Origin of the sequence: Paraburkholderia sp. A1RI-2L, assembly GCF_048957375.1 — a bacterium.
GTDB lineage: Bacteria > Pseudomonadota > Gammaproteobacteria > Burkholderiales > Burkholderiaceae > Paraburkholderia.
This window is the reverse complement of sequence record NZ_JARBTA010000004.1, coordinates 1-22,687: the sequence shown is the minus strand read 5'-3', so window position 1 is coordinate 22,687 and position 22,687 is coordinate 1. Positions and strand designations below refer to the sequence as shown.

General features: G+C 61.9%; 16 protein-coding genes and 2 pseudogenes. 12 read left to right on the top strand and 6 right to left on the bottom strand.

Annotation, left to right across the window (positions count from 1 at the left end):
• The first annotated feature begins 153 nt into the window (after window positions 1-153).
• The 4 genes from PWP93_RS28570 (at window position 154) to PWP93_RS28555 (ending at window position 4,758) form a co-directional block, all read left to right on the top strand.
• On the top strand, window positions 154-1,227 hold the full coding sequence (locus PWP93_RS28570) for an ABC transporter substrate-binding protein (RefSeq protein WP_421047691.1): 1,074 nt from the start codon (window positions 154-156) through the stop codon (window positions 1,225-1,227).
• Window positions 1,228-1,364: 137 nt separating this feature from the next.
• Window positions 1,365-2,660, top strand: a complete 1,296-nt coding sequence (locus tag PWP93_RS28565) for an MFS transporter (protein WP_421047040.1) — start codon at window positions 1,365-1,367, stop codon at window positions 2,658-2,660.
• 48 nt (window positions 2,661-2,708) lie between these two features.
• Complete coding sequence (locus PWP93_RS28560) at window positions 2,709-3,386, top strand: response regulator (RefSeq protein WP_421028275.1); 678 nt, start codon at window positions 2,709-2,711, stop codon at window positions 3,384-3,386.
• On the top strand, window positions 3,367-4,758 hold the full coding sequence (locus PWP93_RS28555) for a sensor histidine kinase (protein ID WP_421047039.1): 1,392 nt from the start codon (window positions 3,367-3,369) through the stop codon (window positions 4,756-4,758). Before PWP93_RS28560 ends, PWP93_RS28555 begins: the two co-directional genes overlap by 20 nt.
• 38 nt (window positions 4,759-4,796) lie before the next feature.
• Here the strand turns inward: PWP93_RS28555 and PWP93_RS28550 are convergent, their stop codons facing one another.
• Window positions 4,797-5,906 (bottom strand): HPP family protein, encoded by a 1,110-nt coding sequence (locus PWP93_RS28550; protein WP_421047038.1) that lies wholly within the window; start codon window positions 5,904-5,906, stop codon window positions 4,797-4,799.
• A gap of 357 nt (window positions 5,907-6,263) precedes the next feature.
• Here PWP93_RS28550 and PWP93_RS28545 point away from each other — a divergent pair, with 357 nt between their 5' ends.
• Complete coding sequence (locus PWP93_RS28545) at window positions 6,264-7,955, top strand: purple acid phosphatase family protein (RefSeq protein WP_421047037.1); 1,692 nt, start codon at window positions 6,264-6,266, stop codon at window positions 7,953-7,955.
• Window positions 7,956-7,988: 33 nt separating this feature from the next.
• Here PWP93_RS28545 and PWP93_RS28540 read toward each other — a convergent pair whose 3' ends face one another.
• A complete protein-coding gene (locus PWP93_RS28540; protein WP_421047036.1) occupies window positions 7,989-8,948 on the bottom strand; it encodes a sulfonate ABC transporter substrate-binding protein in 960 nt (319 codons plus the stop codon).
• 200 nt (window positions 8,949-9,148) lie between these two features.
• Here PWP93_RS28540 and PWP93_RS28535 point away from each other — a divergent pair, with 200 nt between their 5' ends.
• Both PWP93_RS28535 and PWP93_RS28530 read left to right on the top strand, forming a co-directional pair.
• A complete protein-coding gene (locus PWP93_RS28535) occupies window positions 9,149-9,574 on the top strand; it encodes a Rap1a/Tai family immunity protein (RefSeq protein WP_421047035.1) in 426 nt (141 codons plus the stop codon).
• Window positions 9,575-12,223: 2,649 nt separating this feature from the next.
• Complete coding sequence (locus PWP93_RS28530) at window positions 12,224-13,600, top strand: replication initiation protein (protein WP_421047690.1); 1,377 nt, start codon at window positions 12,224-12,226, stop codon at window positions 13,598-13,600.
• Window positions 13,601-13,966: 366 nt separating this feature from the next.
• Here PWP93_RS28530 and PWP93_RS28525 read toward each other — a convergent pair.
• Window positions 13,967-14,407, bottom strand: a pseudogene (locus tag PWP93_RS28525) (integrase core domain-containing protein); the annotation flags it as partial.
• Window positions 14,389-14,544: pseudogene (locus tag PWP93_RS28520) on the bottom strand (transposase); the annotation flags it as partial. The pseudogenes PWP93_RS28520 and PWP93_RS28525, both read right to left, overlap by 19 nt.
• 533 nt (window positions 14,545-15,077) lie before the next feature.
• Here PWP93_RS28520 and parA point away from each other — a divergent pair.
• The 5 genes from parA (at window position 15,078) to PWP93_RS28495 (ending at window position 20,452) form a co-directional block, all read left to right on the top strand.
• A complete protein-coding gene (parA, locus tag PWP93_RS28515; protein ID WP_421047034.1) occupies window positions 15,078-15,764 on the top strand; it encodes a ParA family partition ATPase in 687 nt (228 codons plus the stop codon).
• Window positions 15,754-16,782 carry a ParB/RepB/Spo0J family partition protein gene (locus PWP93_RS28510; RefSeq protein WP_421047033.1) on the top strand — a complete coding sequence of 343 codons (1,029 nt, stop codon included), beginning with the start codon at window positions 15,754-15,756 and terminating at the stop codon, window positions 16,780-16,782. The genes parA and PWP93_RS28510 overlap by 11 nt, the downstream gene beginning before the upstream one ends.
• A 530-nt stretch (window positions 16,783-17,312) precedes the next feature.
• A complete protein-coding gene (ilvA, locus tag PWP93_RS28505; RefSeq protein ID WP_421047032.1) occupies window positions 17,313-18,914 on the top strand; it encodes a threonine ammonia-lyase, biosynthetic in 1,602 nt (533 codons plus the stop codon).
• Between the two features lie 428 nt (window positions 18,915-19,342).
• Complete coding sequence (locus PWP93_RS28500) at window positions 19,343-19,891, top strand: hypothetical protein (protein WP_421047031.1); 549 nt, start codon at window positions 19,343-19,345, stop codon at window positions 19,889-19,891.
• Window positions 19,892-20,098: 207 nt separating this feature from the next.
• Window positions 20,099-20,452: a DOPA 4,5-dioxygenase family protein gene (locus tag PWP93_RS28495; protein ID WP_421047030.1), complete on the top strand. Its 354-nt coding sequence runs from the start codon at window positions 20,099-20,101 to the stop codon at window positions 20,450-20,452.
• 131 nt (window positions 20,453-20,583) lie between these two features.
• Here PWP93_RS28495 and PWP93_RS28490 read toward each other — a convergent pair whose 3' ends face one another.
• Window positions 20,584-21,945, bottom strand: a complete 1,362-nt coding sequence (locus PWP93_RS28490) for an MFS transporter (protein ID WP_421047029.1) — start codon at window positions 21,943-21,945, stop codon at window positions 20,584-20,586.
• Between the two features lie 207 nt (window positions 21,946-22,152).
• Window positions 22,153-22,581, bottom strand: coding sequence for a hypothetical protein (locus tag PWP93_RS28485; protein ID WP_421047028.1), 429 nt, complete (start codon window positions 22,579-22,581; stop codon window positions 22,153-22,155).
• Window positions 22,582-22,687 lie beyond the last annotated feature (106 nt).

Below are 22,687 nucleotides of genomic sequence, written 5' to 3'. Positions count from 1 at the left end.
GGCCCAGTGGGGGTGCGCCCGCATCCGTACCCGGGCAAATACGGGGGTAAATACCGAGAAAATCGCTTTCAGCCAGAAAGCAGTCAGAAGGCCACGCTTTCTTATACTTCCACCCATTCCGGCAAGCCGCCGGTCACGAGGAGTCACGCAGTGATGCTTTCCGGCGCCCAGCATTTCGGCAGCGCTTTGTTGCTGTGCATCGCGCTCGGCGCCGCCCCGATGGCGCATGCCGAGCCGATCCGGCTGATGATGGGGGGCATGTCCAAGATCGTCTATCTGCCAGCGGTGCTTGCCTCGCAGTTGGGCTACTTCAAGGACGAAGGGCTCGACGTCCAGGTGGTCTCGGGTCCGGCGGGCATCGACACCTCCACGGAACTGATCGCCGGCGCGATCGAAGGCGCGGTGGGCTTCTACGACCACACGCTCGACCTGCAGAGCCGCGGCCAGGACGTGCTCTCGGTGGTGGTGCTGCAGCGCGCGGCGGGGCTCGCCGAACTCGCCTCGGTTCATGCGGAAGGCGGCCGGGAACTGGCTGGCGCCACCGCCATGAAAACCACGGCGTCGAACTTCGCGTCGAACACACCAGCGAATACAGCGGCGATGAAAGCGGCGCGCGGCAAGCGCCTCGGCGTAACCGGATTCGGCGCCTCCACGTGGGTGCTCACGCGTTTCCTGCTCGCCCGCGCGGGCGTGGCGGCCGGCGACTACACGGTTGTACCGCTCGCATCCGACACGCGCTTTGTCGAAGCCTTCGAGCAGGGCTCGATCGACGCGGGCATGGTCGAGGAACCCACGGCCACGCGCCTCCTGACGAGCCGCGCGGCCACGGTGGTGGTCGACATGCGCAGCGTCGAGGACACGCAGCGCTGGGTCGGCGGCCCGTATGCAGGCGCGTGCCTCTATCTGCGGCGCAACTGGATGCTCGCGCACCGGCGGGAGACCGGAAAAATGGTGCAAGCGCTCACCCGTGCGCTGCGCTTCATCAGCACGCATTCGGCTGGGCAGATCGCCGCGGTGCTGCCGCCCGAGGTTATCGGCAACGACCGCGCGGGTTATGTGCGCGCGCTCGCCTCGGCGCAGGGCGCGTTTTCGAAGGATGGCCTGATGCCCGACGGCGCGCCGCAAACCGTGCTGAAGGTGCTGATGACGGCAGGCACGGGATTGACGGCCCGGCATGTCGATCTGTCGAAAACCTATACGAATGAATTCGTGAAAGGCATGCCGTAATCCGGCGCTGCCGTTCGCCAAAACAATCGCATTAATTTCAACCGCGTTTTCCACCCCGAATCAAGCCACACGGCGAGCAGCACGACGGCCCGCACGGCCGCCGGGGCGCGCTCGTCCAACATGCAAGGATGTCCAACATGTCTTCAGCCATTAACGCCGCGCCGGGAGAGTCGAAAGCCCGCACCGTGTTTCGCGCGGTCAGCGGCAACTTTCTGGAAATGTACGACTTCATGGTGTACGGCTATTACGCCGCCGCCATCGCCAGCACGTTCTTTCCGGCCGGCAACGAATTCGCCTCGCTGATGCTCGCGCTCTCCGTGTTCGGCGCGGGCTTCCTGATGCGCCCGCTCGGCGCCATCGTGCTCGGCGCGTACATGGACCGCCATGGCCGCCGCAAAGGCCTGATTCTCTCGCTCGGGCTAATGGCCGTGGGCACCATGTGCGTGGCCTTCGTGCCCGGCTACGCCACCATCGGCCTGGCCGCTCCGCTCATCATCCTGGTCGGGCGTCTGCTGCAAGGCTTCTCGGCAGGCGCCGAGCTGGGCGGCGTGTCCGTCTACCTCGCGGAAATCTCCACCAAGGGCAACCGCGGCTTCTTCTGCTCGTGGCAGTCGGGCAGCCAGCAAGTGGCCGTGGTGTTCGCCGCGGCGCTCGGCGTGGCGCTGAACGCCATGCTGCCTGCGCCCGAGATGAAGGAGTGGGGCTGGCGCGTGCCGTTCGTGGTCGGCTGCATGATCGTGCCGTTCCTGTTCTATATCCGCCGCACGCTGCGCGAATCCGATGAATTCACCGCACGCCGCCATCATCCGAGCCTCGGCGAGATCACGCGCGCCATCGCCAGCAACTGGGGCATCGTGCTCGCGGGCATGGGCCTCGTGATCATGACGACGACCTCGTTCTATCTGATCACCGCCTACACGCCCACCTTCGGCAAGGTCGAGCTGCACCTCTCGTCGTATGACGCGCTGCTCGTGACCGTATGCGTGGGCGTCTCGAACTTCATCTGGCTGCCCATCTCCGGCGCCGTGTCGGACCGCATCGGCCGCGCACCCGTGTTGATGGCCTGCACCGTGCTCGCCATGCTCAGCGCGTATCCGGTCATGCGCTGGCTCGTAGCCGCGCCCTCCTTCTCGACGCTGCTGATCGTGGAGCTGTGGCTTTCGACGCTCTATGCGTGGTACAACGGTGCCATGGTCGTCGCGCTGACCGAGCTGATGCCGGTGCATGTGCGCACCACGGGTTTCTCGATGGCCTATAGCCTCGCAACGCTCGTGGGCGGCTTCACGCCGGCGATCGCCACGTGGCTCATTCATGTCACCGGCGACAAGGCCGCGCCGGGCGCATGGCTGAGTATCGCCGCTGTGTGCGGCCTGGTGGCGACCCTGTACCTGTATCGCACGCGCATCGCTCGCGAACAGTACAAGACCGCCTGATACCGATACCGCATCGTGCAGGGCCGGCCGACTGGACTGGAAAACGGCATGAAACTGCTGCTCGTCGAAGACAACGAACAACTCGCGCATTGGCTCATCCGCACCTTGACCGATGACGGTTTCATGCTCGACCACGTAGGCGACGGCGAGGCGGCCGAAGACGCGCTGCGCGCCTCGCCCTACGACGTGGTGCTGCTCGATCTCAATCTGCCGCGCATGTCCGGCAAGGCGCTGCTGCGCCGCATGCGCTCACGCGGCGACGCCACGCCCGTGCTGATTCTCACGGCCACGGGCGCCATCGACGAAAAGGTCGTGTGCCTCGGCGCCGGCGCCGACGACTACATCGTCAAGCCCTTCGACGCACGCGAGCTCGTGGCGCGCGTGAAAGTGCTCGCGCGCCGCCAGGCGCCCTCGCGCACGAACCGCGTGCGCTGCGGCAACCTGCTCTACGACATGGACACGCTGCGCTTTTACGTGGATGAGGAATCGCTCACGCTCACGCCGCGCGAGCACACCGTGCTGGAAACGCTGATCCTGCGCGCGAAAAAAACCGTGTCCAAGGCCGCCCTCGCGGAATCCGTGAGCGACGCCGACGCCCCCACCAGCGAAGACGCCATCGAGATCTATGTCTCGCGGCTGCGCAAGAAACTCGAAAAGAGCACGGCGACCATCATCACGCTGCGAGGGCTGGGCTACCTGCTCCAAGATGCCGAAGCCGAAGAATAAGGCGAAAAACAAAGCGACCAACAGCCTGCGTGTGCGCCTGCTGCTCTGGCTCGTGCTGCCGATGACGGTGTTCATCGCGGCGGCCGGGCTGATCACGCGAGGCAACGCATGGCACACGGCAAATCTGCTTCAGGACGATGCGCTGCTCTCGGCGGCTCGCGTGATGGCCGGCGACATCGGTTGGCAAGGCAACGACCTGGTCGCATCGATATCGCCGAGCGCCATCGAAATACTGCGCACGCCGCACCGCGACCAGGTGTTCTTCCGCGTGCAGGAAATCGGCGGGGCCATCATTGCAGGCACTTCCGATTTTCCGCAACACGTTCCCGAAACCTCCCCGCAGTGGTACGACGCCCAGGTAGGCGGCGCACCCATTCGCGCGGTTTCGCTGATCCGCGACATGTACGACGCGGGCGCGACGCGCCGCGTGATCGTTTCGGTGGGCCGCACGCTGCACGAGCGCGACGCGATGGTCGCCGCGCTCTGGCGGCCGCAGATCTTCTATTTCGCGGCCATCGTCACGGTGGCCGTCGTACTCGTGTGCGTCGCGCTCACGCTCGAGCTGCGCCCGCTCACGCGGCTCGCGCGCGGGCTGCCGCAACGGGTGCGCACGTCTTCGGTGCGCATCGACGTCGAGCCGCTGAGGAGCGAGTTGCGCCCCATCGTGAGCGCGTTCAATGAATGCCTCGACATCATCGAGCGGCAGACCGCGATGCAACGGCGCTTTGTCGCCGATGCCGCGCACCAGTTGCGCACGCCGCTCACGCTACTCGGCACGCAGTTGCAATACGCGCGCCGGCAGCAGGATCCCGCGCTGCTTCACGAAACGCTCAAGGCGATGCATCAGAGCAACCGCTCGCTCGTGGGGCTTACCAATCAGCTGCTGACGCTCGCGCAAGCCGAGGCGGCCGACTATACGCAATTCGAAGGTGTGAGCGTGGATATGCGCGCCGTGACAACCGGCGTCATCGAGCAGCTTGCGCTGCTCGCGCAGCGCAAGCGCGTGGAGATCGTGGCCACACTCGCGCAGCACGCCGAAGTCATGGGCAACGAACAGCTGCTCTCGGTGCTGGTGTTCAATCTCGTCGATAACGCCATTCGCTACTCGCCCGAAGGCGGTGCAGTCATGGTGACGCTCGCGGTGGCGGCGGGGTTCGTCACGTTGAGCGTCGCAGATGAAGGTGACGGTATCGCGCAGGAGTTGCGCGACAAGGTTTTCGAGCCTTTCTTCCGGGCTTCCACGAAACCCGGCAGCGGCCTCGGGCTCGCAATCGTGCGTGAGATCGCGCGTGCGCATCGGGCCGAGGTGAGGCTGGAAAACGGCGCGGATGGGCGCGGAACGATGGCGGTCGTACAGTTCGCGCCGGGCTGATGCGCGTGCGCGAGTAATATCGCCGCGCGTTAGCGTGCTCAGCTCGCGTCGGCTGCCGGCCGCTCCGCATAGGCATAGGCAGCGCCCGCGTGCTGATGCAGCCAGCGGATCATATCCGAGTGCTTCACTACGCCAAGCAGGCGCCGGGCATCGTCGAAAACCGGGACCTCGTAGCACGAGTGATCAGCGAAGATCGATGCGAGATGGGTCAGCGGCGTGGCGCGGTGTACCGCTTGAACCCCCGATGCCATGACAGCTTCGACCGTCTCCTCCACCTGCAGGGTCGTGCGCCGCAGCGCACGCCATAACCTGCGCGCGAATCCCGCCGGACGCCCGTGCGCCAAATCGTGATGCGTTACCGTGCCCACGAGCCGATGCGCGTCGTCCACCACCGGCAACGCATGAACGCCGTGGCGGCGCAGCGTCTCCAGTGCGGCATGCCTGCCCATCGTGATCGGCACGGCGTGGTCCGCGCTCGTCATGAATTCCTCGCAGGTGAGCTCGTCGAACGACAGGCGCTGCGGGTCGGCAAACACGCCGGCCTCCTGCGCGACAGGTGCCGGCGTCCCCAAGGGGCTCGCCGGGGCATTGGCCGGAGCCGTCGCACGCCAGACGGCGCGCGGATAGCGGTGCCCTGTGAGCGCGTGATAGACCAGTGCGGCGCTCAGCAAGGCAAACGACTGAAACAAAATGGGCGTGACCACGAAGCGAAAGCCGAGCGCATGCACGGCCGGGCCGCCGAGCACGGCCGTCAGCGCAACGGCGCCTGAGGGTGGATGCACGCAGCGGCACAGGAACATCGCGCTGATGGCAAGCGCAACGGCCACGGCGGCAGAAAGAACCGGGGTCGCGATCCACTGTGCGCAGGCCACGCCGACCAGCGCCGAAACGAGGTTGCCCCCCACGATGGACCATGGCTGCGCAAGCGGGCTTTCGGAAGCGCCGAACAGCAGCACCGCCGAAGCTCCCATGGGCGCGACCAGCATCGGAATATCGCCTGCGCTGCCGAACAGCAGATGCGTCGCGATCCCCGTGAATGCGATGCCGAGTAATGCGCCCCCGGCGCGGCGCACCCGTTCGCGCCACTCGGGCGCGCCCGGATGCGGAATGAAGTTCATCAGCCAGTCGTTGAATGCGATGCGAGGCATGGGCGTCGGCGCGTCTGGGGTGGGCTCCGCGCCGCGCGAGCCTTGCTGCAAGGCCGCGCGGCGCCTCAGGCGATTTGCGTGCGTTGAGGTTACCGAGACGCTCCGAATAACAACAATTGCGAATTCTTCGCTTATATATAATTCATTCTGTATGCATGTTTATGGGCGCCCGGTGAGCGCTTGTGCACAGGCATTTTTTAGCTCCTGCTTTTTTCGCATTCCTGATTTTTAGTGCCGACAGCCGAATTGCGGCAGCGTCACTCCTGCGGCCAGAAGCGCTCAAGCCGTGTCATCGCAAGGTCACGTAACGAAGCCATCGTTTCGTTTACGCCCACCCTGCAACACTTGTGACGAGCCATGACGAAGAAGCATATCCCCGAAGCATCCTCCACCGAAGCTGCCGCCAACGTCTCGCGGCGCGGCTTCCTCAAGCTCGCCGGCGCATCCGGTTTCGCGAGCGCCGCTGGCGCCGCGGCCACGCTCGCCGGCGTTGCAAAAGCCAATGCGGCCACGCCTGACGGCACGCCCGAGCAGATCCATCTCACCTGGGGCGCGGACCCGGCGAGCGAAGTCGTGGTCTCGTGGGCTTCGCTCGCGGCAGCCACGCGTCCGCGCGTGACGTACGCCACGGACCGTGGCAGCCGCGAAGTCGTGAACGCGGTCCAGCGCACCTACACGGACGGCCTCACGGGCGTCGTCGTGTTCGCCTATCATGCGCGCCTCTCCGGCCTGCACGCGGGCACCACCTATCGCTACGAAGTCACCGCCGACAACGACAGCCACGCCGGCAGCCCATTTGCCGCAAGCTTCACCACCGCGCCGCGCGGACGTCAACCGTTTCGCTTCACGAGCTACGGCGACCTCGCCACGCCCAATACGGGCTGGGTGCTGTCGTCGCCGCAAAGCCGCTTCGCGGTGGAGGCCGTCGAGCGCTTTCAGCCGCTCTTTCACCTGCTCAACGGCGACCTCTGCTACGCGAACCTGAACCCCGCGCACCAGACCGAGGTGTGGCGGGACTTCGCGAACAACAACCAGAGCTCGTCGTCGAACCGTCCGTGGATGCCGTGCCCCGGCAACCATGAAGTCGAGTTCCACAACGGCCCGCAAGGGCTCGAGTCGTATCTCACGCGCTACACGCTGCCCGAGAACGGCACGCGCTTTCCGGGTCGCTGGTACAGCTTCCGCGTGAGCAACGTGCTGTTCGTCTCGCTCGATGCCGACGACGTGGTGTATCAGGATGCCGCCGCGTTCGTGGCCGGCCCCGCGCCGCTCGTGCCCGCGGCAAGCACGGGCAATCCACCCATCGCGGCGGGCTCGTCGTTTTATGTGCGCGGCTACAGCAACGGCGAGCAGACGCGCTGGCTCGAAAGGACGCTGCGCCATGCCTCGCACGACGACGACATCGACTGGATCGTCGTGCAGATGCATCAGGACGCGCTCAGCTCATCGGAGACGGGCAACGGCTCGGACAAGGGCATCCGCGAAACCTGGCTGCCGCTCTTCGACCGCTATGGCGTGGACCTCGTGGTGTGCGGCCACGACCACGACTACGAGCGCAGCTATCCTGTGCGCGGCTGCAACCATCATGCAGGCGTGGATGCCGCGACGGGCACACCTGTCGACACGCTGCAGCCAAAGCCAGCCGCGAACGCGCAAGCGGGCGCCAACACGTTCGACACGAGCCACGGCACGATCCACCTGATACTCGGCGGCGGCGGCACGAGCGTACCGCTCGACGTCTACGGCGTAGATGTGGGCAACGGCAATCCGCAAGCGAAGGTGTTCACGAAGCCAAACCGGCCCGTGCCGGGCGCAACGCCGGGGACCTGGGTACGCGCGGGCGCTGATGCGCTCGAAGACGCCATCTGGTCCGCACAGCGCGATACGGGTACCGGTTATGGGATCGCCGTGTTCGACGTGGACCCTGGCAAGCACGGCGGCAAGACCACCATCACGATGAACTACTATCACGCGCCGGGCGCCGATCAGACGCCCACGCCGAACTACGAACTCTTCGAGACGGTCACGCTGGCCAAGTCGCGCAAATGAGCGCCCTGGTCCAGCGTTGAATGGCAGCGGTGCTCAGGCGAGCCCCGGCACTGCCGCTTGCAACACATCCACGCGTTTGGGCACGAGGCCGAGATCGAGGAAAGTGTCGGCGATCTTCTGCTGCTCGCCGAGAATGGTCTTCGTGATCTGCACCGTGCCGAACGCCGTGCGATCGACCGCCCGCGCCACCACGGGTGCGGGCAGCCCCCAGAGCTTCGCCAGTTCGTCCGCGTACGCCGCGCGATTGCTCTTGCCCCATTCGTCCGTTTTGGCGACCTCGTCGATCAGCACACGGATCACGTCCGGGTTATCGCGCGCATAGTTGCGCGAGGAAAAGTAAAACCCGCGATTGACCACTACGTCGCTTGCATCGGCGAGCACGCGTGCGCCGAAGCTCGCCTGCGCCGACGCAAAGAACGGGTCCCAGATGACCCAGGCGTCGATGGCGCCATGCTCGAAAGCCGCGCGCGCATCGGGCGGCGCGAGGAAGACGGGATTCACGTCGCGATAATCGAGCCCGTACGTGCGCAACAGTTGCACGAGGAAGTAGTGAACGTTGCTGCCCCGGTTGAACGCGACCCGCTTGCCTTTAAGATCGGCAACCTCGCGCAGCGGCGAGTCGTGCGGCACCAGCACTGCCTCCGATTGCGGCCGCGGCAGCGTTGCCGCCACATAGGCAAGCGGTGCGCCCGCGGCCTGCGCGAAGATGGGCGGCGCCTCGCCCACGTCACCGAAATCGATCGAGCCGACGTTGAGCGCCTCCAGTTGCACTGGGCCCGCGTTGAACTCCGTCCACGTCACCTTGACGCCCAGCGGCGCGAGACGCTGCTCCAGCGTGCCTCGGCCCTTCAGGAGGCTTAGCGCGCCCTTCTGGTTGCCGATGCGCAGGGTGCGCGCGGCGTTTGCCCCAAAGGCCCGGGGAGTGCTCAGGGCGGGCAGCGCAGCAGCAGCCGCACCTAGCGAAAGTTTGAGAAATGCGCGGCGTGTGCTCATGGGATTCGTATTGACAGTCGTAAGGAAAAGTTCGACCGATTCTACGAAGCGCCCAGGCAAATCCGAACGATGGAGTTTTCCGATTCAAATCAGCTACAGGACTAAGGGCGCGGGGGCCATTGCCCGTTTGATGCAAAACAATTTACGAGACCCGCCCAGCCGCTAAGCTTGCGGCCAGCATCTACGATTCCGCGCGGAGTATGCATCCGGCACCCGAGTTCTCTCCGACGAACCGTTCCACCCACCCGCAAATGAAAAAACCTCTCCTTGCCGGGCTGGCACTCGTTGCCGCGCTCTGTGCCGGCAACGCCACTGCGCAAACCACGCAAACACCCCCCGCCAAGCCAGCGCCTTCGATTGATCAAGCCGATGTCTTTCTGAATGTTTGCCAAAGGCCAGAAAATGTCGACGCCTGTGTCATGTATCTTTCGGGCTACACGCACGGTGCGCTGGTTCAGACCCTGATCGACAAGCAGCCGCAGCGCTATTGCGTCCCGCCCAACATCGGTCGCAGGGAGCAGCTTGTCGCCGTCCTGTCCTGGATGAAGGGACACCTCCAGTACATTCTCGAACCCACGGGCGCGGTCATCTACAAGGCGCTGATGGGCACATTCCCCTGTCGCTAGCCGCCTTCGTGCCCAGGGCACGGTTAAAAGTCTGATGGATATCGACTTCAATCTCCACATCCCATTAATTAAGGCTAACTAACTATCATCCCGGTGCCTGGCTGCGCTCCGCCGCACGCACTAACCGCGCCGATGCCACGAGGGTCGCGCAGAACAACATGAAAACGATCATTCAGCGGGACTCCTAGGGTAGCGACCAATGGTGGACTGGCTGCATCCAAGAAGTGGGTGCTGGTTGAACAGGACGGCCAGGTCGCGTAACGGGATTGCGCTCGCTGCGCACGCAGAAGCCTTGCTACGCCTGGCATCCAGCCTATAACGGCGTTCCCCGGAACGGCACGCCACTTGCGGTGCCCGATCTGCTTATGTGCGACAGGTACACGCCCGCTTCCGCATCTGCGACCTGAAATCCCACAAACGGTTACCTTTGTGTTGCGAGCACGGCAAATTCTCTGCTCCGTTCAGTCGCTACACCGGGAAGCGCCACCACCAGGAATGTGCGGCTTGCTTCGTCAACCCCTTCATATACAGGACTACCAATAAATTTTCGACGATGGCACCAGCTTTATCGGGCCTGCGCACAGGCAGGCGCCCCATGACTCCCCGCAGTGATGCATCTCATTGGCTGCACAAGGTTCACACGATGGGCCGGCATGCCCCTCGGAACTGCCAACCGGCAGACCACTCGCGGAAATCGCCGCGCGACCATGTGACTGGTTGCGCAGCGACTCTCGTCGGTGCACCGGATCTGTTTCATACCCAACGGCGGTCAGAAGTCGACGCTCCCGCACGGATACAGAAAGCCGTCGTTAAGCCACGCCTTCAGTAACTCGCGCCATGCATACCGCATACATCAGCAAGAGAAGGAACATGTTGCAACCCGATTCCGCCAGTTGTCCGCGCGCACTCCTCCCGGCGTGCACTGACAAGGCTCGTGGCCTCAGACGGCGAGCATCGTGGCATGCCTGCGCACCGGGCACCTCGTGCGCGAGGGTGCCCGGCCAATTACCCAGCACGACGGGCTGAGCCATCACGCCCCCTGGTACCAGCCAGGTGAAGCGGCGCGGGGTTCCTGTCCCGATACGCGCTATCGCGGAGGTTCACTCCCGGTTGTCAGTTTGTCGATTCGGTAGCGCGCGACGGATTCGGAATCGCCGTCCGCAGGTTTGGATTGAACGATGATTACGGGTACAGGCGAAGGTTACCTGCAAAACATGTTGCAGTGCACCTTAGGGCACCGACCGGGCATCTATCGAAAACCCAGTCGAGGTTCTCCCATATTTGGTGACCTAAGGTAGGTAACACGATATGGGTGGCGGGGACCTTGGGCAGCACTTTCAGGGCCGACAACCCGCTGAGCAATGCGACCCGGGGAACAGACAGATTCTGGTTTTCAGAACACCAAGTGTCTTGTGAGGAGACGAGCTACTCAGAGACCTAATCGATCCCATAGACAGTTACCTTCACCGATGTATTTCCCCATAATGCGACACCATAAGAGGAATCATGATTGTGAATCAAGATGTTATGGCATCTATTTAATGTAAATTCTTATGTAGCGATTTATAGGTCCCAAGTTTTGGGAGCTACAGAAGTGTCATTCCGCTCGAAGGTCACCGGGTTTGGGAGGATATGCGTTAGTGATCGCTCACATTTCCATAGGATCCCGGTTTTGGGAGACGTTTTTCTCATCGGGCGCTTGTTTCAGTGTTTACCTTTTACGCTTTAGAACCTTTAGTAAACCTTTAGGCAGCTCAAAGCCTTATCTGGTAAGGGTTTGCGGGCGAATTGGTTGCAACTTATGGGGCGCTGGGCACTGTCTATGGGATTCCGGGGTTGTGGATATGGGGATTCGGTAGCCTTGGATGGGGATTGGGGTCTGTGGATATGGGGAAAAGGTTGCCCCGTATGGGAAAAATTGCCGGAAGGGCCTTAGGTTCCCATTTATGGGAGCGCGCGAAGGTACCCGTCTATGGGCCCCGGCCAGATGATCCGACTTATCTCGTCGCCCGCAGGTTGCCGTGAAGGTATCCAATTATGGGGAAAGCAGAAGGTAACCAGCTCTGGGAACCTACGGCAGGTGCCCAGAACCTGAACATCGAAGGTCCCTCCCGCCGGGGCTTGCCGTACAGCCCAAGGGACTAACAACAGGTAGCGGTTTGTGGGAGGAGTCAAAGGTAGCCAATTATGGTAGCGCGCATCATGGATGCCGATTCAGGAAGGCTTGGGTCCGGACTGCTTTGGGTCCTCATTTATGGGATAACCAATAGGTCACCTCCAGTGGGAGATTTTTCTCATGGGACTTGCCACCACGCCATGATGGGCCGCGTGCCGCGATTTCCCATAAGCTGATACCTGTGAATAACTATTTCGAAGTGAACACTTACCAGGGGACCACAAGGTAGCTGGTTATGGGAGCAAATTTGGAGCGGCACGCTCGAATAGTTACCGTATTTGGGATCACTTTGGGCTGGCAGCAATGTCCTTCCAGGCTTGTCCGGTGGCCTGGCACGGCCACCAACGCGGCACCTGTCAACCCTTCCCACACGCGGTGTCGCTCTCCCGCACAGGCGAGCTCATGGCCTTGAGTCACCTGGTCGGTTGGTATACAGTTACCAACCGACCAGGTTCCCTTTTAACGTGGATCATATGGCAAGAAAAAAGGCCGATGCCGGCGACGCCGACAAGCAAGGTGCACTCGTATTCCAGCAAGGCCAGCCGCCTGATCTCTTCCGCAAGGCGGTTCCTGCGATTCACATCGCACCGAAATCCGGGTCGATCAGCCTTCAGCAGCGCAAGATGTTCAGCTCGTTGATCAAAAACGCGATCCGCCAGGACTCTCTCGAATCCGGACGCTCTTCGTTCGAAATCACGATTTCCGCCCTCTCGCAAGACGTCGATCTGAACAGCAACAATACGGAATACGTCAAGGAGACGATCAATTCGCTGATCAGCACGGTCGTTAACTGGGACTATCTCACGCAGGACAAACGCAGCATCTGGAAGGCTTCGGGTTTGCTTGCGGGCGCGGAACTCGAGCGCTCGGTGCTGCGTTATACCTTTTCCGAGCAGATTCGCGGCGAGCTTTTGAATCCCGAAATTTACGCGATGATCGACATGCGGATCACGCGGCAATTCAGGAAAGCGCATTCGCTTGCCCTCTGGGAAAACGTCGTGCGCTACGAAGCCGTCGGGATGACGGCGCGTTTTCCGCTTGCGACACTGCGCGATCTCATTCTTGGCCAGGATACGTCGGCACAGTCGTACAAGCTCTACAAGCAGTTCAAGAGTCGCGTACTGGTGCCTTGCATCAAGGAAGTCAACGAGATCTCGGACCACAACTTCGAACTCATCGAACACAAGGTAGGCCGCTCGGTCGTCGCCCTGCAATTTCGTGTGACCCGCAAGCCGGAGACGGATCCGTCTCAAGAGCTCCGGGCGAATGAGACCATGCTCGTTGGCGAGATGTCGAAATTCAATGTTCCGGTCTCGGAGGCGCGGCGTCTTTTTAAGCAATACGGCGAGGAAAAGGTTCGCACAGCCGTGGCCTACACGGCCACGCGCGTGGCCCAGAAAAATGCGGCACCGCTCGCCAATGTGGCGGCGTATTTCCGCAAGGCACTGATGCAGGGGTATCAATTGCCGGGGGCTAATGCTGCAAGCGGTGCGGGTGCCGATTCGCCCAAGGCGCGCGAGAGCCAGGATCAGGTGAAGGATCGTTATATTGCGGCGAAGATTGCCGAGGCGCGGGCCTACTTCAACGAACTCGAGCACGACGATCAGACTGCGCTCATCAAGCGCTATAACGAAACGGTCGGCATGGACAAGCTCAAGGTTTCGATGACCAAGGTGCCGAGCAAGATGGCCTCGACGAACTTCTTCCGTTGGGTGGTTCTCGATACGTGGGGCCAACCGACCGCTGCAGATTTGCTCGAATTTCTGTTGAGTGGGCAACAGGCGCCGGTGGGTGCTGATCTTCACGCCATGGGCGATGTCGACCTCACGTTGAAGGCCGGATCCGAGTAACTGCTGTTGTCGAGGGATTTAAAGGAATTTATTAATTTAAAAAAATAAGAAAATTTCACGTAGCCATTTTCTATACGTGCAGCGGTGCCAAAAAACCGCCGTTTGGTGTCTGAGGTATCTTTGTTCTCTCTGCCGCCTGCTGCCCCCCAAGTGGCCCAGGCCCCTCCTTTTTGTCGCTGCCTGATCTCCACGTGGAGATCAGGCAGTCCCGGATATAAATCGGCCAGCGGATTGCCAGATTTACAAATTCTAGAGATTTCGCTTTCTGCACGCGTTGATTTGCATGCTTGTCGCACGCTGCTCGAGCGCGTTGTTCTTTGAGACGAACGAACAGGTCGCGATGGAGATCGTGACATGCCCCCGGTTTTAGTCCGAACTACAGTTAGAGTCCGAGGTTAAAAACTGCTGCTTCGCGTCGTGCGCCCGGGCGAACTGCGCAGGCGTCAGATAGCCGAGCGAACTATGAGGCCGCTCGGTGTTGTACTCGATACGCCATTCTTCAATCAGCCGCTTGACGTGGCGCATTGAGACGAACCAGTGCTCATTCAGGCATTCATCGCGGAACCGCCCGTTGAAGCTCTCGAGATAGGCATTCTCCACTGGCTTGCCAGGCCGAATGAACGACAGCGTGACACCGGCTTCGTAGGCCCATGCATCCAGCACCTTACCAGCGAACTCCGGCCTGTTGTCGACCGTGACGGATGCGGGTAAGCCTCGCATCTCCTTGAGCCACTCGAGCACTTGCTGCACGCGTAGGCCCGGCAATGAAGTATCGACCTTGATGGCCAGGCACTCGCGTGTGTAATCCCGCCGAACTTCGCTTTCCAGTTGTAGTAGGTCGCTTCCGATATGCCGTACTTGCGGCACAGCTCCGCAGGCTTTAGGCCAGCCTCGGCTTCCTTCAAGATGCCGATGATTTGTTCTTCAGTGAATCGCTTTTTCATTGCCGTTCCTCTCTGGAACGGACTCTACACCGTCACCGTACTAAACGCGGGGAGCAGGTCAGTGGAAGCGAATTTCAGAGGTACTGCAAAGCAATCCAGTCTCCACGTGGAGTGTGGTGTCGAGGTGCAGCTAAATAAATGTTTCCCTGACTGGGCCTCCTCTGAAGTCCTGCCGGTCTTGGATTTTGATTGACATCTCGTCGACGAACACGCTTAGGCTCGAAGCCCATCTTAGCGATTCCGTAGAGGGAGGCCTCGTCGACGAAACCTCCCCCCAAGCTGCTTAGAGTCTCCACGTGGAGATCGCCCATCGGTACGACAGTCATCTGATCGAATATCGAACCCGAAAAATTCTCACTTCGTCGAATCTCTTGTCCGAATGGTCAGTTTGGTTGTGATCTGGCAACGATTCTAGCGCTGAAGCTAGAATTTACTTTAACTTGCCGCTAGACTGCCAACTGACTCGCTGGAGACTCTCCACGTGGAGAATGGCGTCAGGCGATGCCAGCGTTGAACATTGCATGGAGAACTGAATGGGACTGGTCATTGCGGTAGCGAACCAAAAGGGTGGAGTGGGAAAAACCACAACCAGCATGAATCTGGCGGGGGCTTTTCGAGCCGAAGGCTACAAGGTCTATGTCGCCGATGCCGATGGTCAGCAATCGTGCATGAGTTGGTGCGCGGCTTCCGGTCCGGAAACGCCGCTCCCATTTCGTGTTGGTAGCATCAATAAGCTCGATAAGATGATCGGCCCGGAGATCGCCGCGCTTGCGAACGACTATGACGTCGTCATTGTCGACTGTCCGCCGAACATCAACGACCTAACCACCGCTCGAGTCCTTGCTGTTGCCGATGCGACCATCATCCCGACCGACGCATCTCCGATCGACATATGGAGTAGTGAAGGGATGATGGAGTTGGTCGAGCGTACGCGAGTGGCTAATCCTGCGGGAAAATTCGCAATTTTGCTGAATAAGGCCAATTCGAAGACCCTCCTGCACACACAGATGAGCGCGATTCTTGCCGAGAGCAATGTTCACGTGCTCGCGGCTACCATCAAGCAACGTGAACTGTATCGACAGACGGCGGCGCTTGGGCGAACGGTCTTCGACGTAAAAGGTGTGCGCGGCACGAAGGTCGCCAAAGACGAAATTTCCGCGGTTTACAACGAAATCATTGCGCTCGTTCAGGAAGAAGAGGAGGTCGTCGATGGCAACTAAGCTTAACTTCACCAGCAAGGTTCGCGCGGGCATGGCCGTTGAACGCGCATCCGCAGGCGAGCGGCTTGCCGACGGCGACATCGTGGGTATCGCACAGCGCGACGCGGCGCCTGCCGCGCGGATTGAGGTCGCATCGGTGGAGCCGTCTACTGCTACGGCGGTTCATGCGGTTACGAGAATTCCACTCGAAGATGTCGTCTCTAATCCGTACAATCCGCGCGCCTTTTACAGCGCGGAGACAATCGACGAGCTTGCGGAGAGTTTTGCCGCGCAGGGCCAGATCACGCCGATTCTCGTCACGCGGCTGCCAGAGTTTCCCGGCAAATATGTGATTGTCGACGGCGAACGCCGTATCCGCGCGGCGCGCTCGCGCGGCGACAAGCATATCGATGCCGATGTTCGCGATGGCCTCGATAACCAGAACCTCTATCTGCGCGCCTATCACGCCAACAAGGAGAGAGAGGAGCAGACGGTTTTTGACGATGCGCTTGCCTGGAAGAAGTTGCTGGATGATGGTGTCTACGTCGACCAAGTTGAACTGGGTGTAGCGGTTGGTGAAGACCCGAAACACATCAGCAAGGTGATTTCGCTCACATCTTTGCCTCCGTATCTCTTGCAGCGTATGGCCCAGCATCGCAAGGATATTGGCCTTGGACATGCCTACAACATCAAGTTGATCTTCGACCGCGCTGGTGTGAGCGTCGCCGAGCACTGGCTCGAGCAGGTCATCGAAGGCAAGGCGAGCGTGCGCAAGCTCGAAGCTGCGGCGTCCGCGGAGGCCGGTGCTCGGCGTATCGGGCTGCGCCGCACGCATTATCAGTCGCGCGTGCAGTTCAATCGCCCGGATGGCGTGGTGCTTGGGGAACTGAAGCTTTTCGGCGATGGCCGTGCAGAGTTGAGCCTGAAAGGCATTGCTGCTGTAGATCAGCAGCGCCTGGCCGAACGGATGAAGGCGGTGATTGATGAATGGGCTGCCGAGATAGATGCGGTTGAGATGGACACGGCCGAGGCAGACTGAAACCGAACGCATGAACGTCCGAGAGGGCAGGGCCGGAAGGGCGCCTGCCCTCTGCTTTTTTGGACTCAGAACACTGCCTGTAGCGTAAAAACGTGGCTGGGGTCGAAACCGTGAAACACGGCCCGATAATCGCTGCGCTAGCATTTCCCTTTTTTAATCAATGAGATGTCTGTGAATTCCTAGAATGTTTCACGGCTGAACGTGTTTAATTGAAGGCCAAAAGACTGCTGCTGCATTCGCGGCATGCTAATGATCGTTTTAAAGCTCAAAAGGTATTATTTGAAATGTAATTTGTAGTTATCAAGACATTTCGTCAAGGCGAATGCTGGATTGACAATTGATGCGGCCTCCCTCATGCTTGTGCGAATGAATTCCCGCCACTGCCCGATTACGCTGATTATTCGCACCATTCATCGAATGGTGGGTTAGCGTACGTCTGGCATAAGCGACAAAAACCCGCCCCACGAGGCGGGTTTTTTGTTTCCGCCTCCTGGCAACAAGAGATATCAAGAGACAGCACAGGAGTCGTCATGCAGGTCGAATCGAGTCAAACCGTAGTGGAAGCCGACGCAACCGAGGCCGCTACGGTCAACAGCAAAGCCAGCAACGCGCGGCAAACGGATTATCTTCGCTTGATCCTCACCGCCCGCGTCTACGACGTGGCCCGCGAGACCGAACTGGAGCGTGCGCCGAACCTCTCGGCGCGCCTGCGCAACACCGTCCTGCTCAAGCGCGAGGACAACCAGCCCGTGTTCTCCTTCAAGCTGCGCGGCGCCTACAACAAGATGGCGCACCTTACGCCCGCGCAGCTCGAGCGCGGCGTGATCACCGCCTCGGCCGGCAATCACGCCCAGGGCGTGGCGCTTTCAGCTGCCCGGCTCGGCGTGAAGGCCGTGATCTGCGTGCCGGTCACCACGCCCCAGGTCAAGGTCGACGCGGTGCGCGCCCACGGCGGCCCCACCGTCGAGGTCGTGCAGGCCGGCGAATCCTATAGCGACGCCTACGCGCACGCCGTGCGCCTGCAGGAGCAGCGCGGACTGACTTTCGTGCATCCGTTCGACGATCCGCACGTGATCGCAGGCCAGGGCACCGTGGCGATGGAAGTGCTCAGCAAGCATCAGGCCCCGATTCACGCGATCTTTGTGCCGATCGGCGGCGGCGGGCTTGCGGCGGGCATGGCGGCCTACGTGAAGGCGGTGCGCCCCGAGATCCGCGTGATCGGCGTGCAGACGGACGATTCGTGCGCGATGGCGCAATCGATGAAGGCCGGCAAGCGCGTGGAGCTGAGCGAAGTGGGCCTGTTCTCGGACGGCACGGCGGTCAAGCTCGTGGGCGAGGAAACCTTCCGGCTGTGCCAGCAGTATCTGGACGAGGTGCTCACGGTGGACACCGACGCGCTGTGCGCGGCCATCAAGGACGTCTTCCAGGACACGCGCAGCGTGCTGGAGCCGGCGGGTGCGCTGGCCGTGGCGGGCGCCAAGCAGTACGCGGAGCGCGAGGGCATCACGGGCCAGACGCTGGTGGCGGTGACCTCGGGCGCGAACATGAACTTCGACCGCATGCGCTTCGTGGCCGAGCGCGCGGAGGTGGGCGAGGCGCGCGAGGCGGTGTTCGCGGTGACGATCCCCGAGGAACGCGGCAGCTTCAAACGCTTCTGCGAACTCGTGGGCACGCGCAGCGTGACCGAGTTCAACTACCGCATCGACGACGCCGAGCGCGCGCACATTTTCGTGGGCGTGCAGATCCGCAACCGGGGCGAGTCGCAGCAGATCGCGCAGGCCTTCGTCGATCACGGTTTCCCGTGCGTCGACCTTACCGGCGACGAGCTCTCCAAGCAGCACATCCGCTACATGGTGGGCGGGCGCTCGCCGCTCGCGCACGACGAGCGGCTGTTCCGCTTCGAGTTTCCGGAGCGTCCGGGCGCGCTGATGCGCTTTCTCTCATCGATGGCGCCGAACTGGAACATCAGTCTGTTCCACTACCGCAACCAGGGCGCGGATTACAGTTCGATTCTGGTGGGCATCCAGGTGCCGGCGGCCGAGGACGCGGAGTTCCGCCGCTTTCTCGCCACGCTCGGCTATCCGCATTGGGAAGAGACGCAGAATCCGGCTTACCGGTTGTTTCTGCAATGATGCGCCTGCAATCACCTCCGCGATTCGCACAGAGATGTGCACTGAATCCGGTGCGATAAGACTGCTGGAAAACACGAGGCCCGGCAGGGGGGCGCCAGGATACTGAGCCACTGCTACCTTGACGGCGGCCATCGATCTCTCGATGGGATTCGTCATGGGGCTCGCCGCCGTGTGCGTTGCGCAGTTCACGATTCCGGGCTGCGGCTCGCCGTGGGTGCTGCTGCTGTCGATTCCGCTCACCATCTTCATTTGCCTGATTCCGGGCCTCGTCAATGGCGTGCTGATTGCACGCCTTGGCGCGCCCGCGTTCATCGGCACGCTCGGCATGTACGGTGTGGCGCGGCGCGGGCTTTCTGGCGGCGGGCAGCGGCATGACCGTGTCCGTCGACAACACGGGGCTCGCATGGCTCGGCGAGGGCTGGAGACCCGTGGTGCTCACCGCCATGCCGCTGATGTTCATGCACTTCGTGCTGTCGCAAACGAAATTTTGGCAGTACACCTGTGCAATCGGCGGCATCGTTTATACCGCGCGTTTCGCGGCCGGCGCCGCCTACGCGGGCGAGCCGATGCTGCTCGATTCGATCGCGGCGGTCGTGATCGGCGGCCCGAGCCTGTTTGGCGGCACCGGCACCGTGATTGGCACGTTGATCGGCGCGCTCATCATCGCGGTCATCGAATTCGGCCTCGTCTTTATCGATGTCAACGCTTTTGGGCAGTTCATCGTAGTGGGGATCGTGATCATCGTGTCGGTGCTGATCGATCAGTACAAGGAACGGCTGGGGGCGCGCAATGAGCGATACGGGCGTGACGCCGGCGCTCGAATATCATGGACGAGCCCCACGGCTGCGCTCGGCGCGCCGGAGCAGCGCAAGATGATGGCGCTGATTGGCATGCCTAAGATGCAGAGGGTGGCGATCGTGCTTATTTCCCACAACTCGCATGATATTTTTGCGGTATCCGACCGCATTGTCGTCTAGCGCAGGGTGAGGTGGCCGGCGAGCGCGAGAGACCCGGCATACGAACCGCGATGAAATCGTGCGGCTGATGGCGGGGCGACACTTACGCGAACGGGGCGCACGGACGCAAGCGGGCACACGCGATGCGGCAGGCGCATCGGGTGGCGGATTTCGCGGCACAATGCCGATTCGAACCTCGCCGATTTCCCGCACTTCAGACATACCGCCATGAATCATCCCGATCCCGCCGATATTTCCGGTTGGCACGCCCATATTTATTTCGATGCCGGCACGCGCGACGTCGCTTGGGCGTTGCGTGAAACCATCGCTGCGCAACTAGGCGACGCCGTGGGGATCGGGCGTTTTCACGAACGCCCGGTCGGGCCGCATCCGATGTGGTCATATCAGCTCGCGATCCCGGGCGAACGATTTGCCACGGTGTTTGCGTGGCTCGTGCTCAATCACGGCGCGCTCGACGTATTCGTGCATCCCAATACCGGCGATGCGTTGCGCGATCATCGCGACGCCGCTGTATGGATTGGCCAATCTCACACGCTCAATCTCGCCGCGCTTGGCGGCTGAGCGGCACGTCAGTGTTGCGCTTCGCGCGCCGGTTGTGCGTGCTGATTGTGCGTGCTGATTGTGCGTGCTGGTTGTGCGGCCCGTTGCCTGAAGCACAACGCGCCGTCACGCGGCAGCGCTCAGTGCTTCGCTCAGTGTCCGAGCGACTCCTTCTCCGCGCCCGCCACCGCTTGCACGACGTGCGGCCGCGCGGCCTGCTTCACGAGCAATGCCACGCAGGCCACGAGACCGGCTACGGCAATCGTCGCGAAGATTCCCGCGAACGAAAAGTGACGGCGCGTGAGTTCTGCCACGAGAAATGACCCGGCGATTCCGCCGAAGCGGCCGATTCCCAGCATCCACGCAACGCCGGTGCCGCGGCCTTGAGTCGGGTAAAAAGCCGCTGCGAGCGCGGGCATCGACGACTGTGCGGTATTCATGAGTACCCCTGCCGCGAACACGGCCAGCACGAGTGCGCCCACATTGCCCACGGCCTGGCCGATGAGCCATACGGAAAGCGCGGTCAGCGCATAGCACACGGCAATGATGCGGTTGGCGTTGAAGCGGTCCATCAGAACGCCGCACAGCACGGCGCCGATGCCGCCGAGCGGGAAGAGCGCCGAGATCAGGGTCGCGCGAGCGGGCGGCAGGCCGGCGTCCTTGAGCAGCAGCGGCATCCAGTTGATCGACGCGTAGAAGATCACGAGGCCCATGAAATAGGCGATCCACAGCATCACCGAACCGATCGCATAGCGCGGCGAGAGCACCACACCAAGTCCCTTGCCGTCGGCGTGCGGCGCGCTCTCGGTCATGGTGAACGACTGCGCGGTTTGCGCGTCTGCGGAAATGCGTGCGAGCGCAGCGCGGATACGCTCGGCGGGCCGCTGGTTCGCCACCATGTAGCGCACCGATTCGGGCAGGCGAAGCGCAAGCGGAACGGCGAGCACGAGCGGCGTGAGACCGCCGACCAAGAGTACGCTTCGCCAGCCCAGGTGCGGGATCATCCACGCGGCGAGAAAGCCGCCGAGTGCGGCGCCCAGCGGAAAACCGCAGAACATCAGATTGATGATCGTTGCGCGGCGGGCGTCGGGGCAGTATTCGCCCATCATCGTGACGGCGTTCGGCATGGCGGCGCCCAGACCCACGCCGGTGATGAAGCGCAGCCAGGTGAGTTGCTCGATGCCCGAGGCGAACGCAGAGGCAAGGCAGGTCGCACCGAACACCAGCACAGCACCTAGCAGCATGGTGCGGCGGCCCAGCCGATCGGAAAGCGGCCCTGAGACGAGCGCGCCGCAGGCGAGGCCGAAGAGCGCGGCGCTCAGCACCGGCGCGAGCGCGGGCTTGGTGAGTCCCCACTCGCCTAGTAGCGACGGCGCGATGAAACCGATGGCCGCCGTGTCGAAGCCGTCGAGCAGGACGATGGCGAAGCACATCAGAAAGACGAACCACTGAAACAGCGAGAACGGATGCTCGTTGATGAACGTCTGGACGTCGACGGCTGAACTGCGGCTCATGAGGTGTCTCCTGTGTCGATCGGAGTTGGTGCTTTGGCGCTTACTCCGATTCCGTGCAAAGCTGCTGTTGCGCTGCGCGGGTGGGCGGTGCGTCCAGAATGGCTTGCGATTTTTGTGCTGTGAATTCTGCACACGAATCGTACGTCCGTGCGGCTTGGACGGATATCGGGGACATTATTGAGGGCGCGGCAGTGCGCAGTGGAGCGTCTATTGTTGTGAGACGGTCAGCTTAACGCGGTTCGCGCCGGCGGTTTGCGCGGTGATCTCGGTGCGGCTGCCGCGCTCGCCCAGGTAGAAGTGTTGGCGGCCGGGGGAGTTTTCATCGTGGGTGGCGTTGGGCAAACAAGAGGCGATATCGGCGCCTACGCCCTCCAGGGCGTCCGTGATCGATCCTGCCTGGACGTCACGCGTGCTCCACGTGCATTGATAGGTGCCTCGACTCGTTGCGCAACGAGCGTCGTCTCCGTATGGCTGTGCAACGGCTCGACCATCTTCGGGGCTTAGGGAGGAGAAGCGCTGCGGCGCCGCCGCGACAATGCGCTTGAGCGCGGCACAGGGGTTTGCACTGTCGTCTGCACGAACCATAGGCGGGGCAATGAGCGATAGCGCAATAGCCAGGGGAATCCCTTGTCTCATGGTCGAATCGCTGCGATTACCGCAGTGCCTCATAGGAGGATCGATGGACGTGTGCCGCAAGCGACGTGCCGGAAAGCATTTCCCGCTTGCGCAAGCGAGGGTAGAC

What these genes read in the sequence shown, in the direction of transcription:
- PWP93_RS28570 (WP_421047691.1), top strand. Translation starts at nt 154, where the DNA reads ATGCTTTCCGGCGCCCAGCATTTCGGCAGCGCTTTGTTGCTGTGCATC.
- PWP93_RS28565 (WP_421047040.1), top strand. Translation starts at nt 1,365, where the DNA reads ATGTCTTCAGCCATTAACGCCGCGCCGGGAGAGTCGAAAGCCCGCACC.
- PWP93_RS28560 (WP_421028275.1), top strand. Translation starts at nt 2,709, where the DNA reads ATGAAACTGCTGCTCGTCGAAGACAACGAACAACTCGCGCATTGGCTC.
- PWP93_RS28555 (WP_421047039.1), top strand. Translation starts at nt 3,367, where the DNA reads ATGCCGAAGCCGAAGAATAAGGCGAAAAACAAAGCGACCAACAGCCTG.
- PWP93_RS28550 (WP_421047038.1), bottom strand. Translation starts at nt 5,906, where the DNA reads ATGCCTCGCATCGCATTCAACGACTGGCTGATGAACTTCATTCCGCAT.
- PWP93_RS28545 (WP_421047037.1), top strand. Translation starts at nt 6,264, where the DNA reads ATGACGAAGAAGCATATCCCCGAAGCATCCTCCACCGAAGCTGCCGCC.
- PWP93_RS28540 (WP_421047036.1), bottom strand. Translation starts at nt 8,948, where the DNA reads ATGAGCACACGCCGCGCATTTCTCAAACTTTCGCTAGGTGCGGCTGCT.
- PWP93_RS28535 (WP_421047035.1), top strand. Translation starts at nt 9,149, where the DNA reads ATGCATCCGGCACCCGAGTTCTCTCCGACGAACCGTTCCACCCACCCG.
- PWP93_RS28530 (WP_421047690.1), top strand. Translation starts at nt 12,224, where the DNA reads ATGGCAAGAAAAAAGGCCGATGCCGGCGACGCCGACAAGCAAGGTGCA.
- parA (WP_421047034.1), top strand. Translation starts at nt 15,078, where the DNA reads ATGGGACTGGTCATTGCGGTAGCGAACCAAAAGGGTGGAGTGGGAAAA.
- PWP93_RS28510 (WP_421047033.1), top strand. Translation starts at nt 15,754, where the DNA reads ATGGCAACTAAGCTTAACTTCACCAGCAAGGTTCGCGCGGGCATGGCC.
- ilvA (WP_421047032.1), top strand. Translation starts at nt 17,313, where the DNA reads ATGCAGGTCGAATCGAGTCAAACCGTAGTGGAAGCCGACGCAACCGAG.
- PWP93_RS28495 (WP_421047030.1), top strand. Translation starts at nt 20,099, where the DNA reads ATGAATCATCCCGATCCCGCCGATATTTCCGGTTGGCACGCCCATATT.
- PWP93_RS28490 (WP_421047029.1), bottom strand. Translation starts at nt 21,945, where the DNA reads ATGAGCCGCAGTTCAGCCGTCGACGTCCAGACGTTCATCAACGAGCAT.
- PWP93_RS28485 (WP_421047028.1), bottom strand. Translation starts at nt 22,581, where the DNA reads ATGAGACAAGGGATTCCCCTGGCTATTGCGCTATCGCTCATTGCCCCG.